Origin of the sequence: Lentilactobacillus raoultii (assembly GCF_900411375.1) — a bacterium.
Taxonomy (GTDB): Bacteria; Bacillota; Bacilli; order Lactobacillales; family Lactobacillaceae; genus Lentilactobacillus; species Lentilactobacillus raoultii.
This window is the reverse complement of sequence record NZ_LS422988.1, coordinates 51,898-70,885: the sequence shown is the minus strand read 5'-3', so window position 1 is coordinate 70,885 and position 18,988 is coordinate 51,898. Positions and strand designations below refer to the sequence as shown.

Annotated in this window: 21 protein-coding genes; 3 read left to right on the top strand and 18 right to left on the bottom strand. The window is 42.1% G+C overall.

Annotated features, from left to right (window positions below; all coding sequences use genetic code 11):
• Positions 1-15: 15 nt before the first annotated feature.
• From ED605_RS08315 to ED605_RS08305, 3 genes are all read right to left on the bottom strand, one after another.
• Positions 16-1,011, bottom strand: a complete 996-nt coding sequence (locus tag ED605_RS08315; protein ID WP_263852944.1) for an AI-2E family transporter — start codon at positions 1,009-1,011, stop codon at positions 16-18.
• 320 nt (positions 1,012-1,331) lie between these two features.
• Positions 1,332-2,294, bottom strand: coding sequence for a hypothetical protein (locus ED605_RS08310; RefSeq protein ID WP_121978444.1), 963 nt, complete (start codon positions 2,292-2,294; stop codon positions 1,332-1,334).
• A 187-nt stretch (positions 2,295-2,481) separates the two neighbouring features.
• A complete protein-coding gene (locus ED605_RS08305; protein ID WP_121978443.1) occupies positions 2,482-2,892 on the bottom strand; it encodes a hypothetical protein in 411 nt (136 codons plus the stop codon).
• A gap of 375 nt (positions 2,893-3,267) precedes the next feature.
• On the opposite strand from ED605_RS08305, the gene ED605_RS08300 reads away from it, so the two are divergent.
• Complete coding sequence (locus tag ED605_RS08300) at positions 3,268-3,648, top strand: DUF1694 domain-containing protein (protein ID WP_121978442.1); 381 nt, start codon at positions 3,268-3,270, stop codon at positions 3,646-3,648.
• A 75-nt stretch (positions 3,649-3,723) separates the two neighbouring features.
• Here ED605_RS08300 and ED605_RS08295 read toward each other — a convergent pair whose 3' ends face one another.
• The 5 genes from ED605_RS08295 to croR all read right to left on the bottom strand — a co-directional run bounded on the left by ED605_RS08295 (position 3,724) and on the right by croR (position 8,180).
• Entirely contained in the window at positions 3,724-4,053 is a 330-nt protein-coding gene (locus tag ED605_RS08295; protein WP_121978441.1) for an AzlD domain-containing protein, read from the bottom strand.
• A gap of 18 nt (positions 4,054-4,071) precedes the next feature.
• Positions 4,072-4,857, bottom strand: a complete 786-nt coding sequence (locus tag ED605_RS08290) for an AzlC family ABC transporter permease (RefSeq protein ID WP_121978440.1) — start codon at positions 4,855-4,857, stop codon at positions 4,072-4,074.
• A gap of 140 nt (positions 4,858-4,997) precedes the next feature.
• A complete protein-coding gene (locus ED605_RS08285) occupies positions 4,998-6,263 on the bottom strand; it encodes a D-alanyl-D-alanine carboxypeptidase family protein (RefSeq protein ID WP_121978471.1) in 1,266 nt (421 codons plus the stop codon).
• Between the two features lie 13 nt (positions 6,264-6,276).
• On the bottom strand, positions 6,277-7,455 hold the full coding sequence (locus tag ED605_RS08280; RefSeq protein ID WP_121978439.1) for a sensor histidine kinase: 1,179 nt from the start codon (positions 7,453-7,455) through the stop codon (positions 6,277-6,279).
• Positions 7,456-7,490: 35 nt separating this feature from the next.
• Positions 7,491-8,180, bottom strand: coding sequence for a response regulator transcription factor CroR (croR, locus tag ED605_RS08275; RefSeq protein WP_121978438.1), 690 nt, complete (start codon positions 8,178-8,180; stop codon positions 7,491-7,493).
• A gap of 227 nt (positions 8,181-8,407) precedes the next feature.
• Between croR and ED605_RS08270 the strand changes: the two genes are divergently transcribed.
• Positions 8,408-8,905, top strand: a complete 498-nt coding sequence (locus ED605_RS08270) for a GNAT family N-acetyltransferase (protein ID WP_121978437.1) — start codon at positions 8,408-8,410, stop codon at positions 8,903-8,905.
• Positions 8,906-9,036: 131 nt separating this feature from the next.
• Here the strand turns inward: ED605_RS08270 and ED605_RS08265 are convergent, their stop codons facing one another.
• Both ED605_RS08265 and ED605_RS08260 read right to left on the bottom strand, forming a co-directional pair.
• Positions 9,037-10,464, bottom strand: a complete 1,428-nt coding sequence (locus ED605_RS08265) for a nicotinate phosphoribosyltransferase (protein ID WP_121978436.1) — start codon at positions 10,462-10,464, stop codon at positions 9,037-9,039.
• 113 nt (positions 10,465-10,577) lie between these two features.
• Positions 10,578-11,348, bottom strand: a complete 771-nt coding sequence (locus ED605_RS08260) for an NUDIX domain-containing protein (protein WP_121978435.1) — start codon at positions 11,346-11,348, stop codon at positions 10,578-10,580.
• 256 nt (positions 11,349-11,604) lie between these two features.
• Between ED605_RS08260 and ED605_RS08255 the strand changes: the two genes are divergently transcribed.
• Entirely contained in the window at positions 11,605-12,246 is a 642-nt protein-coding gene (locus ED605_RS08255; RefSeq protein WP_121978434.1) for a matrixin family metalloprotease, read from the top strand.
• A 56-nt stretch (positions 12,247-12,302) separates the two neighbouring features.
• On the opposite strand, the gene ED605_RS08250 is transcribed toward ED605_RS08255, so the two are convergent.
• The 8 genes from ED605_RS08250 to ED605_RS08215 all read right to left on the bottom strand — a co-directional run bounded on the left by ED605_RS08250 (position 12,303) and on the right by ED605_RS08215 (position 18,964).
• Positions 12,303-13,124: an SPFH domain-containing protein gene (locus ED605_RS08250; protein ID WP_121978433.1), complete on the bottom strand. Its 822-nt coding sequence runs from the start codon at positions 13,122-13,124 to the stop codon at positions 12,303-12,305.
• Between the two features lie 6 nt (positions 13,125-13,130).
• Positions 13,131-13,469, bottom strand: a complete 339-nt coding sequence (locus ED605_RS08245; RefSeq protein WP_121978432.1) for a toxin-antitoxin system HicB family antitoxin — start codon at positions 13,467-13,469, stop codon at positions 13,131-13,133.
• 185 nt (positions 13,470-13,654) lie between these two features.
• Entirely contained in the window at positions 13,655-14,806 is a 1,152-nt protein-coding gene (guaB, locus tag ED605_RS08240) for an IMP dehydrogenase (RefSeq protein WP_121978431.1), read from the bottom strand.
• A gap of 367 nt (positions 14,807-15,173) precedes the next feature.
• The gene (locus ED605_RS08235) at positions 15,174-15,911 is read right to left on the bottom strand and encodes a DUF1129 family protein (protein WP_121978430.1); all 738 of its coding nucleotides are present in this window, start codon (positions 15,909-15,911) and stop codon (positions 15,174-15,176) included.
• Between the two features lie 45 nt (positions 15,912-15,956).
• A complete protein-coding gene (gene ychF, locus ED605_RS08230; RefSeq protein WP_121978429.1) occupies positions 15,957-17,057 on the bottom strand; it encodes a redox-regulated ATPase YchF in 1,101 nt (366 codons plus the stop codon).
• A 25-nt stretch (positions 17,058-17,082) separates the two neighbouring features.
• Positions 17,083-17,277, bottom strand: a complete 195-nt coding sequence (locus tag ED605_RS08225; protein ID WP_121978428.1) for a DUF951 domain-containing protein — start codon at positions 17,275-17,277, stop codon at positions 17,083-17,085.
• Positions 17,278-17,322: 45 nt separating this feature from the next.
• Positions 17,323-18,207: a ParB/RepB/Spo0J family partition protein gene (locus ED605_RS08220; RefSeq protein WP_121978427.1), complete on the bottom strand. Its 885-nt coding sequence runs from the start codon at positions 18,205-18,207 to the stop codon at positions 17,323-17,325.
• The gene (locus ED605_RS08215; protein WP_121978426.1) at positions 18,197-18,964 is read right to left on the bottom strand and encodes a ParA family protein; all 768 of its coding nucleotides are present in this window, start codon (positions 18,962-18,964) and stop codon (positions 18,197-18,199) included. Before ED605_RS08215 ends, ED605_RS08220 begins: the two co-directional genes overlap by 11 nt.
• Positions 18,965-18,988 lie beyond the last annotated feature (24 nt).

The window sequence follows — 18,988 nt, the reverse complement described above, 5'->3', positions numbered from 1 at the left end:
TTTTGCAACCCATGCCTAATATTTAAACGACTTCGACGTCGGCTTACTTGGCGGCACTGCCTCATCGTGTCGCTTAACGCCTAAAATATCTAACAGGAACGTAAAGACCGGTACACCACAAATCAAGCCCCAAACGCCAAAGAAATGTTCACCCACCAAAAGCACAATAAAGGTGAAAAAGATTGGTAAATTAGTCTTAGAAGCCATAAAGTTGGGATTCAAAACGTAAGCTTCCAACGCGTGAACGACTACAATCGTGATAACCAAGTACAAAACATCCTGCCAACCGCCTACAGAATAGCCAACCAAGGACAATGGGACAAACGAAATAATGACGCCCGCTACCGGAATCAAGCTTAGGATGAAAACCATTAAAGCCAAAACAGCCAACTGAGGCAAATGCATTACTGCCAACACAATGGTTGTTAAAATCGTATTGACAATCGCAATAAAGAATTGAGCCTCCAAGACAACCCCAAAAGTTGCCACAAATTTCTTTCCAAAAAAGTAGATGTCTTGAAAGAACCATGCAAAGTCACTGTTTAAAAACAGGTGAGAAAATTTGGTAAGCGTTTTTCTTTCAATCGTGAAAAAGAAACTCAAAATCATTGATAGAAACAGTGTGACTCCCATCGTCCCAACACCAGCAATGTATTTCCAAATCAGTGACACGCCATTTTTCATTTGATCCATGATATTACTCTGTTTGATAAACTCATTTACCCACTGCATGGTTTGATCATCCGGCAAGTTATTCGGATCAGAATAAAAGTCGACAATGTCTCTGGTTGATCGAATGGCCTGATCAGCGATCTGCGGAATGTAAACTGTAATCCCAAAATAAAAGCCGGCTAAGACCAAGACGTAGACCACCACCACAATAATTTCTGATGGAATTTTAACAAAGCGTCGAATCCAGTCAGTTAACTTCACTACCAGCAAGCAAAAGATAAATGTTAGTAAAAATGTGCTCATCATGCTTCGAGCAAAGTAAAGAATCAATACAACCAAGCCCAAAACCGTAAATCTTCTAAGCGGTACATTACTCACAAATTTGTCCCAAATCGACAAAAAACCACCCCTTCAAATAAGTCTACTCTCTGGTCATTATCTTACACGTCTCGTCTATTTTTCCACAAGCAGCAAACCAGAAATTAAGATCAAATTAAGGATTTTTAATAAATCAACTTAATTTCAGGTGCACACATTTATATATATACGTTAAATTTTAATGATGCTTTCGAAAAAGTAAAAAATAAAGGCTGAGACAAAAGTTATCTCAGTCTTCATGGCTCAAACCAAATGTCATTTATCAGTTAAGTTACCAGTTTTTAACTTCCGTAACGCGCTTTAACGTATTGATCAATCGTCTCATGCTTCTCGTGAGCGCCTTTAATGATGTCTTTTACATCCTGATCACTCATCGCATTTGAATCGATTCCAGCGGCACTGATTTGCTTTCTGGCACTATTAACCTGAGCTTCTGTGATTTGCTGACCATTGATCTCATTCTTCTTCGGATTAACGGTAAATTCGTTTGATCCCTTATAGGCGGCAGCCGCTTTCTTTTCCGAGGATGTCAAGCTGGCACTGCTGTTTGGCGCAACGTTGGGATTATTTTTAGTGCTGCTATTAGAAGTCGATGACTCAAAATCGTTAGTCGAACTACTTGGTGTCGTTGCACTGCTACTCGTTCCACTACTTGTCGTGCTGTTACTACTGCTGGAAGCTCCGGATAAAGCAGCATTATTCTTCGAGCGTAAGCGTTTAGCCTTTGTCAAAATAGCCTTGTAATAATCCTGTTTAGCCGTTTTATCAGAAAGGATTTTGTCCAACGTACTATTAGATTGGGTATAGTTACCAGCGCCAGTCTCATCCAAAGCTTTATTGTAAATTTGGTTATATTTCTTCAGATTCCCTTGGATCGTCTTAACCGTTGACAGTTTATCCTTAGATCGCTTTTTCAACGTCTCGTTGCCGTTCTTGACATCGATGACCGACTGATACCCATCCCGAGCGCTGGGATAATCCCGATCCGTAAATGAATCATTAGCTGCCAGATAATCCTGAGTCTGGCTTAATAATCGCGTTGCCTTTTTATCATTGGGCTTTCTCTTTAAGGCATTTGTAAAAGAGGTCTCCGCAGCAATATAGCGCTTGTTGGAGATTTGAAGACCAGCCCGCTGCATCGAATCATGGTATAATCTTTCATTTTGAGAATGTCGGGCATATGCGTAACCACCTACTGACGCAATAATTAAAACGGTGATTACGATCCAAATCCACTTTTTCAAAACAAGACCTCCTCGTCAATTCATGTTTCATTTTTATTATACCATTTCAAGACGACAGCTTAAAACGCAAGCATGTTGATGGCCAAAGTTGACCATTAAGCCTGACTAAACAAAAAAATCGGTCCCGGTGCGATGCCATGCATCACTTTCCAAGGATCGGTTCTTTCGTTAAAATTAAAAGTGTCGATTAGTCAGCTTGCTTAAATTGGCCAGCTGTTAAAGCAGAAGCAGCTACCCAACCATGACCCTTAACGTAGAAGAACGTCTTGGATTTCTTTGTCTTGGTAGCATCAGTTTTAACCGCTTTTGTGACATAATAAGTTGTTGCAGACTTCAGCTTACCCTTCTTGGTTAAAACGAAGGACGAGGTGTCTGCGCCAATGGCAGCCTTATAAACAGTCGGTGATGCATCCTTAGTATGATAAGTCTTTGCTTTCTTGTAGAAGTAAGATTTCTTGATTGTGTAACTATATTTTTTTGCTTTGGTTGCTTGAGTTGTCTGTGTTGCTTGAGTTGAAGCAGACGCAGCCAATGGTGTTGCAAATGCCAACGGTAATGCCAGTGCAACAACAGAAACTAACTTAGTCATCTTTTTCATCATCAAAGCCTCCTAATATTTATTGACTACATTGTATTTCTGTTACAAAAATATTTCAAACAAAAAGGCGTTTTTTGAGACGCCTTAAGATTTTCTTAACGTAGTTTAAGCAGAGGAAAACTGATATATCAATGTTTGAAACAACTATAAAATTTTTGTAAACAAATCGGTTACTTGTCATTCATTTCCAAATGTTACATTTATGTAACAAAACAGTCCTCTCATTAACCGGCAACTCCATTAACCAGTGAGCCTAACAATTGTCCCTTTAACTAACCATGAACTACAAGCTTTCGAATCTTTGCAAAACATAGTATGATTAATGCAATCGGTAACGGTTCTTGCCAATATTCTCAATTGAAAGGAAGAACTTTAATGGCTAACGACTCAGAAGATTTTATTAAGCAACATATGTTTGGCAATCCACAACTCAAACCAGATGAAAAGCGGGCCTTTCTTGGTAATTTTCGTGAACGAGTAGCGATTGCCCTTACCATCTCTCAACTTGGCCAAGCTCAGACAAAGGATATGGTCACTAAAATTTTTGAACAATATCCGGAGTATCGGGCTTACCTGAATGGTAAGATGCCCCAGTCATTAATTGATGACTACATGGGATTGGCAATCGATCATCATTATCAATTTACCATCCTGGTTCAAAACGGCGTTCGAGTTGCCCAACCGGTCGGCCCAAACGACTTCGGCCTGGTAGTTGCGGATCCCAAGAAAAAAATTAAGCGTCGAATCTTACTTTAAGATATTTTTAAAACGCCACTCCTCGTTGTCTTGAGGAAATGGCGTTTTCATTTTAAAATTAATTTTCAATTGAATTCAAACAAACATCGCAAGCAAAAAGACTGCCAGCAAGCCTAAAATAACCGAAATTGCCATTGAACGCGTCCAATAAGCAACACCAATGACAATGATTGCGGCCAACATATCCGGAATTTGTTGAATGGTGACGGAATACGTTGACGTAATAAAGATATCCTTTACTACCAATGCTGTAAACAATGAAATTGGTACATACCTCATCCACTCGTTGAACCAATCAGGGATCTTCCGGGTACGGAAAAATAAGAGTGGTATTAAACGCGGCGCGAAAGCCACACAAAAACACCCTAAAACCAACCAAACATGTTGTGTCGTCGTCCATTCCATAAAAGCTCTTACTCCTAGCTACTCGTTATCAACATCTTCATCAGGTGTTCCGGCAGGGTTCTTCATCGTCTTCAACCAGCCACTCTTAGGATGGTGCTTTCGAATTGTTGCCTCCACCATAAACCCAATAAACGAAGCCACTAAAGTTGAAATGACCAACCCCAACGTTGATTTGGTCAACACCATGAAAAAGGCAGCCAAAAAACCGGCTAAAATACAAATGACAATGATCAATCGGTTCTTCAATTGCATGACGATCATGTAAAGGAACAGTGCTGTCAAAGCAAAGTGCACAATTGTCAGGTCAATATTAATTGCACTGCCAATTAAACTACCGATTAAATTACTGACTGTCCAAAAAGCCAACGTCGTGTGTTCGACGTGCAAGGCTTCTTTAGGTGTAAACTTTTTATCGGTTGAAAATTTCAAATAGTTCAATGCATAGTTTTCATCATTCATTGAAGCCGCGAAAATCATCGTAAATCCTAACGATTGGTGATGTAAATATTTCGAAAGGCTTGACCCAAGTAATGCATATCGTAATTCCAAGAAAAACATCATTAACAGAACTGATAGCATTGGGGCATTAGTGGCCAACAAAGATGCAATCAAAAACTGAGCACCACCAGAAAACACCATGACCGAAACCATCAGTGTTGTCCAAACATTAAATCCGGAAGCATTCAATAAAATGCCGCATGCCAGTCCGATTGGTATGTAACTTAGATCAACCGGTAACGAAGCGTCTAATATTTTCTTCCAATACGGTGCGTCAGCGTCTGATCTTTCTGCAAACTTACCCAAAAGGAATCCTCCATCTAAATAACCGTAAATTTGAAATCAGTCCATTTACGATCATCCGTGTAAAAATAATGTAAACACAATTCAAGTTCAATTATATGAGAAATCGAACAATTAATAAACACTTTTCACCGAATTATCATTTAAAAAAGTCGCGAAAGCGCTCTCCAAAAGCGCACAAAAATATTCGCCTTATCAATCGATTTACTTGGTGTCAAGGTCACCTTGTCTGGAAATGTATTTAGATACTTCAAAAATTGATGATCGTAAACTAAATTGGCCGAAGCAACCGGTTTGCCTTTCTTGACCGGTGCCGTTAATTTCTTAGGCTTTTTAACATAATGACCTTTAACCTCTTTTTGACTAATTGACTTGGGTACCCACACCCAAGTCGGCTTTTGATTAACCAACCGGGTTGTCGTTTGCTTGCCATCCGGTACTTTAGCCTTACTGAGTCCCTTCAGTTGTGTATGCCTGGCAATTTTAATTGGATGCTGCTTACTAAAAATCAACTTCATCAATTTAGCAGTTTGGATAAATCTTGCCGGATCCGTCGCACTGGTATTTCGAGCACCAAGAATCACTGTCACAATCCGGCGACCGTGATAAGTTGCCGAGCCCGCAAAACAGGCCCCAGCCTCGTCCGAAGTCCCAGTTTTCAACCCATTAACCACCGCTCCCTTGGCAATCTGATGGTCAGACAACAGCTGGTTGTGGCCAGCATAGGATCGACCGGCAAAAGTCATTTTCGACTGACTGGTGATTTTAGTTAAGCTGGGAAACGTTTTCTCAAGCCGGCTGGCAAGTAGTGCCACATCTTTGGCCGACATGAGATTTTCCGAATTTGCATTCACTTTTTTTAGCTCGAGTGAACCGGTTAATTTATTGGTTAACCCCGCCGCATTATAAAATTTGGCATCGTGAATGCCCAGATGGTGTGCCGTTTTGGTCATCTTTTGGGCAAACTTTTGCGCACTACCGGCAACCTTTTGACCAAGTACAATTGCGGCAGCATTAGCGGAGACAATCAGAGCTGCTTTGACCAAATCACGAACCTGATACGATTTACCGGCCTTCAAAGGAACATTGGTTAACCCGCTCGCCGTGCTTAGTTTGGCAACTGCTGGTGAAATAGTGACTCGATCATGCCAGGATAATTTTCCCTGCTTGATTTGCTGACGGACAATGTAAACCGTCATCAACTTTGAAATCGACGCAATGGCCAAAGGTTGATGTGCATTTTTTTCATAGAGGATTTGACCGGTATCAGCATCGACAGCAATTGCCGACTTGGCATAAATTGCCGGTTCACTGGTTTGCACAGTCGCGGCATAAGCGCTGGTCTGCATGCTGACTGGTAGCCCAATCAAGCCAACGATCAATAACAACAATTTAAACTTAAACTTCATTGAAAAAACCTTTCTATTTCGAAGTTGTTGATCCAGCCGCTTCTTCATCAGGCCGGGTCAGTTTTTCCCCATGCTTCAAGGGCAAATGAACGGCAAAGGTGGTTAGTTGATTGGCCGAGGTCACCGCAATGTACCCACCATGCAAGTCAATAATGCTTTGAGCAATCGCCAAGCCAAGCCCAGAGCCGCCTGTATCTTTATTTCGCGAACCTTCAACTCGATAAAATCGTTCAAAAATCTGGTTTAAAGATGCCTTGGGAATTTCCGGCCCATCGTTTGACACATGAACAACGGCTTCGTTAGGCCGACCAACCTGACAGCTTAAATAAATATGATGACCACCCTTACCATACTTAATGGCATTGGAAATCAAATTATTGAACACTCGGCCCAATTTTTCGGCATCAGCTTCAATATAAAGTGGCTGATCAGTCCCTTTGGCTGTAATCTGAAGGCCACTTTTTTCTGCTTCCAATTCAAAACTGGCAACCAGCTGCTCCATCATCTGACTCAAATCGATTCGATTAATCGATAACGGCGTTCCGGTTTGTTTGACCTTCGTATATTCAAATAAATTATCCACCAGTGATTTCATCTGTTTGGCTTTCAAGTACGCAATTTCGGTGTATTTCAGTAAATCTTCCTGACTCTTATACTGCTTATCCTGAATCAGGCCTAAATACCCGAGAATTGAAGTCAAGGGTGTCCTCAAGTCATGACTGACATTCGTAATCAGTTCGTCCTTAGAGCTTTCAATTGCCCGTTCCTCATTCATCGACTTGATCACACTATCAACTAACGCGTTAATGCTTTCGACAACCGATTGGGTGTTTCCTTTGAGTTTAAACCCAATTCGATGGTCCAAATGACCATTGGCAATATAATGCAACTCACTGATAATGTGTCTCAGTTGCATTTGATGATAACGTCGAATCAGTCGCCAGTATACCACGGCAGCGTCAAAAATCAGCATCAGTGTGATGAAGGTATTTTCCCAACTCCACAGATGATAATGATTTGGACCAATTAACACAGATTTTTTGATGATGAAAATGCCGTCTCGCAAGCCGGGATTCGTATGGATCGACTGATTGATTAAGACAATGATTGAAAGGTTGAGCATCAGCAGTAAGATGACTGTGACAATCCCCTCTAGAAATAATTCGGTTTTTTCGCGACCCGTTAATTTCACGTTTTAAGCCATCCCTATCTAAACAAATTCAATGTCTAATGTGCTTCAATCTTATAGCCCACACCCCAAACGGTTTGAATGACCTTTTCACCATTAGTTGCTTCTTCAATCTTATCTCGAAGATGGCTGACGTGGACCATGACCGTTTTGGCCGAAACAATACTTTCCTGACGCCAAACCCGCTCAAAAATTTCGTCAGCAGAAAAGACCCGGTTGGGATGACTGGCCAATAAATAAAGAATTCCAAACTCAAGTGCCGTCAACTGAATGGTTGTGCCGGTAATGGTTTTGACTTCATGGGAATCCTTATTAATCGTTAACGGCCCGATGTCCAATACATCAGGCGTATCGTTCGTAACATGTTCCTCCGTTCGTCTAAGCAGTGATTTAACTCTGGCCATCACTTCCAACGGATTAAACGGCTTGGTCACGTAGTCATCCGCACCACTGATCAACCCTTGAATTTTATCCATATCCTCTGTCTTAGCTGATAAAATGATGATTGGAATTTGAGAATCCTTACGAACCTCTTTAATGACTTCAATCCCATTCATCCCCGGCATCATAATATCAAGAATCATTAAGCCAATATCACTCTCAGTCCGCAATTTTGTTAGAGCCTCACTGCCACTGTAAGCCGAAACTGGTTCGTATCCTTCATTTCTGATATAAATCTCAAGCAGCTGAGCAATTTCTTTATCATCGTCAACAACTAAAATTTTCATAATTTAATTACCTCATTACTATTAATTCGAATTTATGATATTTGTAAGTTCTTTTAAAATTCACAGTTTCAATATTGATTCTACACTATTTGGCCAAAACGACAACTCATCCCAATCAGAACTTTAAAGATAATTAATCGATCCATTTTTTGCCATCGGCCTGTACGCGCGGTTTGAAACTATACTATAATACAGATTAAACAAAATTTCTACGGAGGATATCTAAAATGACTGCCACCTTTACATACGCAAAATTCATCGACTTGCCCCGCATCGTTGAGATTTATAATCAAACCATTGCTAGTCGCATGGTCACTGCCGATTTGGAACCGGTCACGGTTGCCGATCGACGTGACTGGTTCAATGCGTTCACGCCGAATCGTCGTCCTATTTGGAAAATCATTTTCAATAACCAAATCGTTGGTTGGATTAGTTTAGAAGACTTTTACGGCCGAGCTGCTTATTGCCACACAGCTGAAATCAGCCTTTACATTGATCAACAGTTTCGCCACCACGGCTTTGGGCAACAAGCGTTGAATTTTATCGCGACTCAGCTGGTGCGCTTGGATATTGACACCATCGTTTCATTTATCTTTGGTCATAATTTGCCCAGCTTGGGATTATTTAAGAAAAATGGGTTTGAAGTCTGGGGCCACTTACCTGAAGTCGCCGAATTGGATGGTCAAAGAAGGGACCTCGACATTCTCGGTCGCCGATACCGGTAAGATTGATTAAAAAAAGGCGTCCTAAAAGTTGGTGTATCTGAATATGCCAACTTTTGGGACGCTTTAACATTTCTTAATTAAATTACCGTCACAAATTTGACCCTTAACGGTTAGATCAAATTCTCGTTAATTTATTTCTTTTCTTCAGTGACTAATTTTTCCTGTAATTGAGCTAATTTAGGTGTCATATAAACCGGATACTCATCCGGATTGACCAAACGCTGTGTAGCAGCCGGAATTTCTTTTAGCATCTGTTTAGCGTGTTTTTGAATAGCAAATACATCCGGCAATTCAACTTTAACCGTTTCGCCATCCATGACACTCTCCTGAAGTGGTTTAGCTTCATAATTTTCAATTGATTGGTGACGTTCAGTTGCCAATGGATTAGCCTTCACAACGTCCATCGGTCGATCTAAGGCTTCATCACTTAAGGCAATGATATCGGCAAATGCCTGACTGGTCCCTGGCCGATATAACCGATAAACCTGCTTTAATCCTGGTAAAGTCAATTTTTCACGACTGGCACTCACCTTGATTTTGGGAATCAATTGGCCATTTTGACTAATTGCTGCCAGCTTGTAAACCCCACTTAAAACCGGTGAAGTCGAACTGGTAATTAACTTTTCACCAACCCCAAAGTTATCCAATGGTGCGCCCTCGTTCAACAGGGATTGGATAACGTGTTCATCAAGCGCATTAGAGGCCGTAATTTTAGCATTCGGGAAGCCGGCCTCGTCCAACATTCGCCGAGCGCCCTTTGCCAATTGGGTAATATCACCTGAATCAATTCGAATGCCCACCGGTTGATGACCGTTTTTCTTTAATTCGGTAAAGACCTTAATGGCATTTGGCACACCTGATTTTAAAACATCGTACGTATCAACCAGCAGTGATGCATTATCCGGATAAACTTCAGCCCACTTCTTAAAGGCTGTTAATTCATCTGGAAAAGCTTCAACCCAAGCGTGAGCCATCGTCCCAGCTGCCGGAATGCCAAACTTCTCAGCCGCTAACACATTCGAGGTACTGGTGCACCCGCCAATAACAGCTGCTCGGGCACCAAAAGTGGCACTGCTTGGCCCTTGAGCCCGCCGTGCCCCAAATTCCATAATCGGCTTATTGCCAGCCGCAAAGGTGATCCGACGAGCCTTAGTCGCAATTAATGATTGATGATTCATAATGTTTAACAGCAGGGTTTCGAACAATTGTGTTTGAAGAAGTGGTCCCTGAATCGTTAATAATGGTTCTCTGGGAAAAACCGGCGTTCCTTCGGGAATTGCTGAAACTCGACAACTAAAACGAAAATTACTTAAATAATCCAAAAAGTTTTCTTTAAACAGCTTTAACGTTCTCAAATAATCTACGTCAGTTTTTGAAAAATGGAAATTTTTCAGTTCATCAACCACTTGCTGCAGACCGGCGCAAATGACAAAGCTACCATTATCTGGTACTTTCCGGAAAAAGATGTCAAAAACACCCTCTTCATCCTTGACCGTTTGCCGATAACCATTAGCCATTGAAAATTCATACAAATCCGTTAGCATTGATAAATTATCCATATCTAAATTCCTTTCGAATACTCAACATAATAAAGGTGATCGTTACTTTTATGTAACTAGAAATAAAAGTCGCTCTAACTTTTATTCTACGTTAACGCTCATTTCCAAAAATATCAAGAAATTAAGTGGGATAATTTATAAATTCTGGCCGGTCGTCCAGGATGTTTGGAAGTGGAAGTGCCAACATCCGTGAATAAATGACGGTGGCTCTTTTTAAAGTTTGAATTATCAATTTGATCAAACGAAACTTTTAAAAATGGGGCGTAAACCAGCCGAGCATCCTTTAAAGTAAACGTTGGACCGAGTACCAACAGGATATTAGGTTGATAATCCAATTTATTTTTAATTCGTTCACAGGCCACCTTTAAAATCCACTCGTGATCATATGCCAAGTGCCTTTTACGATCACCAGCCGCTGCCAACTCGGCGTAGTACTGTGACTCTGTTTGACTGGTGGCCGTCGAAAATGTTAGTTGCCCGTCAGAAAAACGATACGTTGTCTCAGTATAATCCATGCCAAACCAGCGGGCATCCGAAGCCCCATAACCCGGTTTTAACGTCGGCTTATCCGGCAAAAAAGTCATGTAGGCTAACGATAACGTCCGTTGATCGGGGGTTCGTAAACGATTGGTAAAGGTTGCCAGTTGTTCTGTGTGGCTGTTAGATAAAGCCATCCCAATTTTTTCCTTTACCAGCCTGAGCGCTGCGTCATCTGCACTTTCATTGGTTCGCATAAACGTTTCGGGTAATGCCCAATAGCCGTTATAGGGGTCATTGTTTCGCTTGACAAATAAAATATTGACCTGATTAGTGATTTTGTCAAAGCTCCAAATAATGTTGGTAATGTTAATGTATGGTTGCTCCAAAATATTAGCTGAATCCATACGCAAGCCCTCCCTTCCACTTTTTGATTAAAACGTTTTTCTACGACAAGTTCATCATAAACTTTTTTAGCGTTGTAGGAAACTACAAAATTGATCAAACTGCCGTTAATTGACGTGCATTTAGTTGTGATTACTTCCCTTCACCCTTAAAATTAGCTTGTACTAAAGATCCATCATGCTGTTAATCAATCACCTATCCTTAAAAGCAACTTGCTTAATTGTTGGCCATGTTTGCTAGTTAAAGGAAGTGGGACCGATGCGTAGAAAAACCCTTCTATTTTCGTTGTCTTTATTGTTACTTTCGATTCTTTTGACCGTTTTCTCAGTCGGAGCGCTTGCGGCACCGGTTACCCCACATGGCACTGCACGCTTTGAGACACCAAATGCCACTATTAACATTAGCAACAACCGTAATTCATACAAGACAATTTGGATGAACGCGATTCGGGCTTGGAATAATACGGGCGCTTTCAACTTCTCGTTGTCTAAGGATCCAAACGCTCAAGTAATTGCAAACTCGGAAACAAATCTCCCGAATAGAGATTCAGGAATAACGCAGTTAACAATCAGCAATCAAGGAATCATTCTTCAAGCGACCAGCACACTCAATACCAAGGTCTTAGCCAATGCCGGGTACTTGCCATCCCAGGAAACTAACGTTGCGGAACACGAACTAGGCCATGCAATCGGTTTATATCACAATCCTGATAAGCAAAGCGTGATGTACGCTGCTAATCGTTACTATGGTATTCAGCCGGTTGACGTTGCCGGTGTTCGGGATTTGTACGCTTCGCCACTTGAGACGACTCCATCGACATCTCAAGACGTTTCTTTTCACGATCCACTTGATCCAACAACGCTTTACCACAAAATTCAGTGGGATCAATCATTAACTTAAGCCATAAGAAAACGAGTTTCCGTCATTAGTCGGAGACCCGCTTTTTTTATTTACGCTTACAAATCGGCACCTTTTTTTAATAGTTTGCCTGCGACTGGGAGTTGCCCCAGATCACTGACTTTATCAGTCGGCACAACCACCAGATTCGTAGGTGAGTTTGCCAAATTAGAAAAGGCATTAATCGACTGGTTTTGAAAATACTTCTCATCCGCGGACGAAAGCCCGGCTTGAACGGTATCAATCCGGTAACGTTCAGCGTCTGCCCGGGTTCGCGTGGCCTCCGCCTCTGCTTTAGCAGTTGCTTTAAGCGCATCGTTTTTGGCCTTAGTTGTTAACTCAATTGACTTAGCTTCTCCTTCGGCCTTGGCAATGGCAGCGACTCGTTCCCGATCAGCCGTTAGCTGCTTATCCATTGCTTCCTGAATGGCCGTTGAGGGCGTTAATTCATCAATATTAATTCGATCAACGTTGATGCCGTAAGTATTGGTCAAATCCCCAATCGCAATCGCCAATTCCTGGTTGATCTTGGCAGTTGATCCAAGTGCTTCATTCAAATCCATTCGGCCAATAATATCACGGAGATGACCACGCACCAATTGCGCCATGGATTCAACTGAATCGGTATTTTCATATTGAAACTTAACTGCATCCGTGACATGATAATTGAGCGTTAAACTGGCGGAAACATCCGCGTTATCTTTAGTAATAATTGAATAATTTGGTAATGCCTTGGGTTCCATCGCCAAACTAACATTTCGAATCTTTTGAATCAACGGAATATAAAAATGAAATCCCGAGGTGACACTTCGGCGATATTTACCAAACGTTTCAACAAGTCCCTGATTATTTTGCGGGACAATCTTAACTCCTAAGGGCATTGCTCATCACTCCTTAATTTTTCGCAAAGTCAATATATTGCCGTTTGCTTCGATAACTGTGTAGCGGGCATGCTTATCAACTCGACCATTATCATCAATCAAATACCGGTAGTAGATTCCTGAAACCAGCACTAAGCCACTTTCGATAAAGATATCCTTACCGGGAATTGCTTGACCGATAAACTGACGATGTTCAAAGTTAGTCTGATTTTCAGCCGCTTCCAACAAGCTGACAATATACGCATTGACACTTTTATCTTTTTCAGTCGCTTCTGCTGCCAATTGGTCATAAAGCTGATTACTGAGCCGCAGTAAGAAGCGCTTTTCAGTTCCTTTATCCCCCATCACATAACCGCTTTCGTTAACCTGACTGGTTTAAACTCCAATGCATTAATTTTGATATCAATATGATATCATTAACCGTAATAAAAAACAACTGATTTCGCAGAATATTTTAAAGCCGTTAAAAAAGGATCAGCCACTTAATGCTGATCCGTTTTCAATATAATTAGGTTAATTGGTTTTAAAATTTATGATTCTGGCTCGTAATTAGGAGCTTCTTTAGTGATGGTAATATCATGTGGATGGGATTCCCGTAAGCCGGCATTTGAAATTTCAACGAACTGGGCGTGGTCGTTTAAGTCCTTGACCGTTGCCGAGCCGGTGTAGCCCATTCCTGAACGCAAGCCGCCAACCATTTGAAAGACAATGTCATTAATGCTGCCCTTATACTCAACTTCTCCTTCAATGCCTTCTGGGACAAGTTTGTTAGCTTCATTAACGCCACCTTGGAAATAACGATCAGATGACCCGTGCTGCTGACTCATTGCGGCCACACTCCCCATGCCACGGTAAGATTTATACTTTTTACCGTTTTCTTCGTAAACGTCACCTGGAGCTTCTTCGGTACCGGCAAACATGCTGCCAAGCATCACCGCAGTCCCACCAGCAGCCAAAGCTTTCACAATGTCACCCGAATATTGGATGCCGCCATCCGCAATAATGGGTTTCCCCCACTTACGGGCAACCGCTGCAGCATCGTAAACCGCTGTTAATTGCGGGACGCCAACGCCGGCAACCACCCGAGTAGTACAAATTGAACCAGGGCCAATCCCGACCTTGACAACATCAACTCCAGCTTGGAAGAGTGCCTCGGTGCCGGCACCGGTTGCGACATTTCCGGCAATCAGTGTCGTATCAGGATAATGGTCACGAATTTCAGCAACTTTTCTCAGCACACCCGCAGAATGGCCGTGGGCGGTATCAATCACAATGGCGTCCGCACCAGCATCAAGCAGGGCAGTTGCCCGATCAAAAGTATCCGAGGACACCCCAACGGCCGCTGCAACCAATAAGGCTCCATTGCCATCAACGGCCGCTTTAGGCGTCTCATTTGTCTTCTTAACGGCTTTAACTTTGGCAACTTCTTGTGCCTGAGCCTCGATACTCAGATTCTTATGAATGACGCCTAAGCCACCCAGCTTTGCCAACGCAATTGCCATCTTTGATTCGGTCACTGTGTCCATGCCGGCACTTAAGAAAGGAATCGTTAATTTTAAATTATCTGCCAATTGCACCGACAAATCCACATCGTTCGGTAATACATCGCTCGCAGCGGGTACTAACAGCACGTCGTCAAATGTATAACCCTTTTTCCCGAACTTTTCATCCCAACTAACCATCTATCTCGCTCCTTTTAAAATTTGATTGCCTAATAACTTATCATGCCGTTCGTATAAAATCAACGATTCTGAAAGCTTTCTAATGATGATTTAATCTCACAGCATGGTTTTCAGGCAGTAAGTGTTAAAAATTGTATTCATTATACACGAACTTTTTGAAAATTAAAAGGGAAATCACGATTTTTTTACGGACAATCTTAAAGTCCTTCGAATAAGTGATTGATAATGTTCGTGTTTTACGTAGCGATGTTAAAATAAAAAAGCCCATCACAAAAACAATTGTTCGTAATCGGCTTTTTTATGACTGCGAAATACGCAGATAAAGTGATCCTTATTTTTTGAAGGATCTAATCAAACAGCACTGGGTTTAGAACAAGCCACCAGTAATCTGGAAGTTTCTTTTGACAAAGAAAGCCCCCACAACGCCAAGGCCACCCAATACAATGTAAATATATGGATTGAGGATTGGATTAATAATTGGTGGAATAAGATTGGCCAGGAAGAAGATAAACATCCAAACAACGAAGAACAAAATCATAAAGATAATTCTAAGCCACAGTGGATATTTATGTTTAACCCCGGGTTGAATCAAAATCGTCATTGCCGGAATGCCCAAACCGGCTACAATCGCCGTCACAATGATCCCGGTAATGCCCATTGTGCCGTGAACACCACTCTTGGAAAAGAGCGATACCAGTCCGTACATAAGCGTAAAGATCACAAAAAACAGTAAGGCATTATAAAGCGCATTTGGCCAATAATCCCGTTTAATATCCGGCTTACGTTTTGGCGGATTTAAAACACTTTGAACCTTTTGATCGACAGTCCCCCACATATTTCGAGCTGTCTTACCGGTTTTTTGACCGGTTAGAAGTGCTTCAACCATTTGTCGAACTGTTTCTGCTTGTTGCTGAGGGGTTAATTTGGTTTTGGCAATTTCCTGATTGAATCTATACATGTATTCAGCATTCCGTTTTGTTAACCCAATATTATCAAATTGAGAATGCACTATTTTCTTAGCTCGATCCCGATCCTGACGAACATTGGCATTTCTTTTACGGGCCTTGCTTTCTTGTTTTGACTCTTCGCTACTACTCACGCACATCACTTCCTAAATTCTATTAAAACTGTGGTCTTATCACTTATAAAATTAAACATTAAACCTAAACTCGACAATGTCGCCATCCTGCATCACATAATCTTTGCCTTCCAAGCGAAGTTTGCCGGCTTCCTTAACGGCAGCTGGGCTTTCATATTTATCAAGATCATCAAACGCCATAACTTCTGCTCGAATAAAGCCGCGTTCGAAGTCCGAGTGGATGATGCCGGCAGCCTGAGGGGCCTTAGTACCCTTTTTAAAGGTCCATGCACGAGTTTCTTTGCCACCGGCAGTGAAGAAGGTTTCAAGCCCCAATAACTTGTAAGAGGCCCGAATAAGCCGATTCAAGCCAGGCTCTTTAACGCCTTCAGCTTCCAAAAATTCCGCTTTCTCATCATCGTTTAACTGAGCGATCTCCTCTTCAGGAGCTGCAGCTACTCCAATCGCCTGAGCGCCTTCTTTGGCAGCATACTCAGCAATTTGAGGGAAATATTTGGAATGCTCGGGATCTGCCATATCTTCTTCGGCAATGTTGGCAACATACAGAACCGGCTTACTCGTCAGCAAGAACAGCCCTTTAACAATTTTTTCTTCGTCCTCATCAAAACTAATTGAGCGAACGGACCCGCCGGCCTCCAAAACCGGCTTGATCTTTTCAAGAACCGCCAACTCAGCCTTGGCTTCCTTATCATTTCCTTTGGCAGCCCGCTGAACTTTACCCAGTCGCTTATTGACTGCATCCAAATCGGCAATCCCTAACTCCAAATTGATCGTCTCAATATCATCAATGGGATCGACTTTTCCTGAAACGTGGGTGATATTATCGTCATCAAAAGCCCGTACAACGTGGACGATGGCGTCAACCTGTCGAATATTCTCCAAGAACTTGTTTCCAAGTCCCTCACCTTTACTGGCGCCTTTGACAATGCCGGCAATATCTGTGAATTCAAAGGTTGTTGGAACAACTTTTTTGGCCGGAACCAATTCTTGAATTCTGTCCAGGCGTTTATCCGGCACTTCAACCATTCCGACGTTTGGTTTGATGGTCGCAAATGGGTAGTTGGCCATTTCGGCACCGGCCTTGGTGATTGCGTTAAACAGCGTTGATTTACCAACGTTTGGTAAGCCAACGATTCCTGCAGTGAGTGACATAACTTAACAACTCTTCTTTCTAATCCTAGTTTTCTGAACTTTCAGCTTTTTGCAGCAACTTTTTCATTTTTCGGTTAAATTCTCTTCTTGGCATCATTACAATGTGTCCACACCCGGTGCATTGAATTTTGATATCAGCGCCCATTCGGATGATTTCCCAACGATTGGTACCACATGGATGTGGCTTCTTCATTTCAACTAAATCATGGAGACCATACATATTTGACCATCCTTTCTAAAGGTGACAAATTTTGCTTTCGACTGACTAATCCAAATTAACATCTAGTAAGGCTAGTATTCGATTCAAATCCTCAGTAGACAGATACTCGATTTCAATTTTCCCCTTCCCCTTTTTTCGAGAAGAATTCACGATTGAAACCGGCGTGCCAAATTTTTCCTGGAGTTGACCTTCCGAAGCTCGGACAAATGGTGATTTGCGCTGGGCCCGCTTCTTTTTGGTGCCATTTTTACCATTAATTTTAGCAGCTGCCCGTTCCAACTGGCGAACGGTCATTGATTCAGCAACCGATTTTCGAGCCAGCTTAATCAATTCCTGCTTATTATTAACAGATAACAACGTTCTGGCCTGACCCATCGATAATTTATGATCTTCAAGCATTTGTTTGACTTCGGTCGGCAACCCCAAGATCCGCAAATAATTAGCAATGTACGGCCGACTCTTACCCAGCTTTTGGGCGACCTGTGCTTGGGTCAGATCCAATCTGGTCATCAGCATATTATAAGCTTCAGCCTCTTCCAATGTGGTCAGATCTTCGCGCTGCAAGTTTTCCAAAACCGCGATTTCCATCATTTGTTCTTCATTGACATCCCGAACAATTGCCGGAATCGTTTTCTGTTGGGCAATTTTGGAAGCTCGCAACCGGCGTTCTCCCGTTAGCAGTTGGTAAGACTCGACGGCCGGATCCGGTTGGCGAACAATAATCGGTTGAAAAACACCGGAATTTTTAATAGAAAGTGCCAAATCCTCCAGTGCCTTTTGATCAAATCGGTGGCGTGGCTGATATGGATTAGGCTTTACTTCGCTGACCTTAATATCGATAACCGTTTCCTTACTCGTATCAACCGTATTGTCTTGAAAAAGGGCTTCAATTCCCTTTCCCAGCCCAGTTGGCTTTTTCTTATTCACCATGGTTCGCCAGCACCTCCTTCGCCAGTTTCATATACTTTTCTGCACCCTTTGACTTAGGGTCATAATCCATAATCGGCAGTCCATAACTCGGGGCTTCCGATAGGCGGACATTTCTTGGAATCACTGTTTTATAAACATCATTTTTAAAATACTTTCGAACTTCCTGGTTAACCTGAACCCCCAGGTTGGTTCGCGCATCAAACATCGTTAAAAGGACCCCTTCAATTTTCAGATCCGGATTAAAATGTTTTCGAACCAACTGCACGGTATTAAGTAATTGACTCAACCCTTCCAAAGCATAATACTCGCTTTGAACCGGAATGAGAATCGAATCGCTCGCTGTAAAAGCATTAATGGTAATTAACCCTAATGACGGCGGACAATCAATTAATACATAATCATATTGATCCTTGACAACATCCAGTGCCGCTTTCAACCGGGTTTCACGAGCCATCTGGGGGGTTAATTCAATTTCTGCACCTGATAGCTGAATGGTTGCCGGAACAATGTCCAACCCTTTATGTGCCGTGTGAACAATTGCTTCCTGCATGGGTTCTTCATTAACCAAAACGTCGTAAATTTCTTTATTGATTTCTGATTTGGCAATGCCGACACCACTGGTCGCATTTCCTTGGGCATCCGCATCAACCAGCAAGACTTTTTTACCCAATGAGGCCATTCCGGCCCCCAGGTTAACTGCCGTGGTCGTTTTACCGACGCCACCCTTCTGATTGGCAAGTGCAATCACGTATGACATGGCAGGTCTGCCTCCTTTCCTATT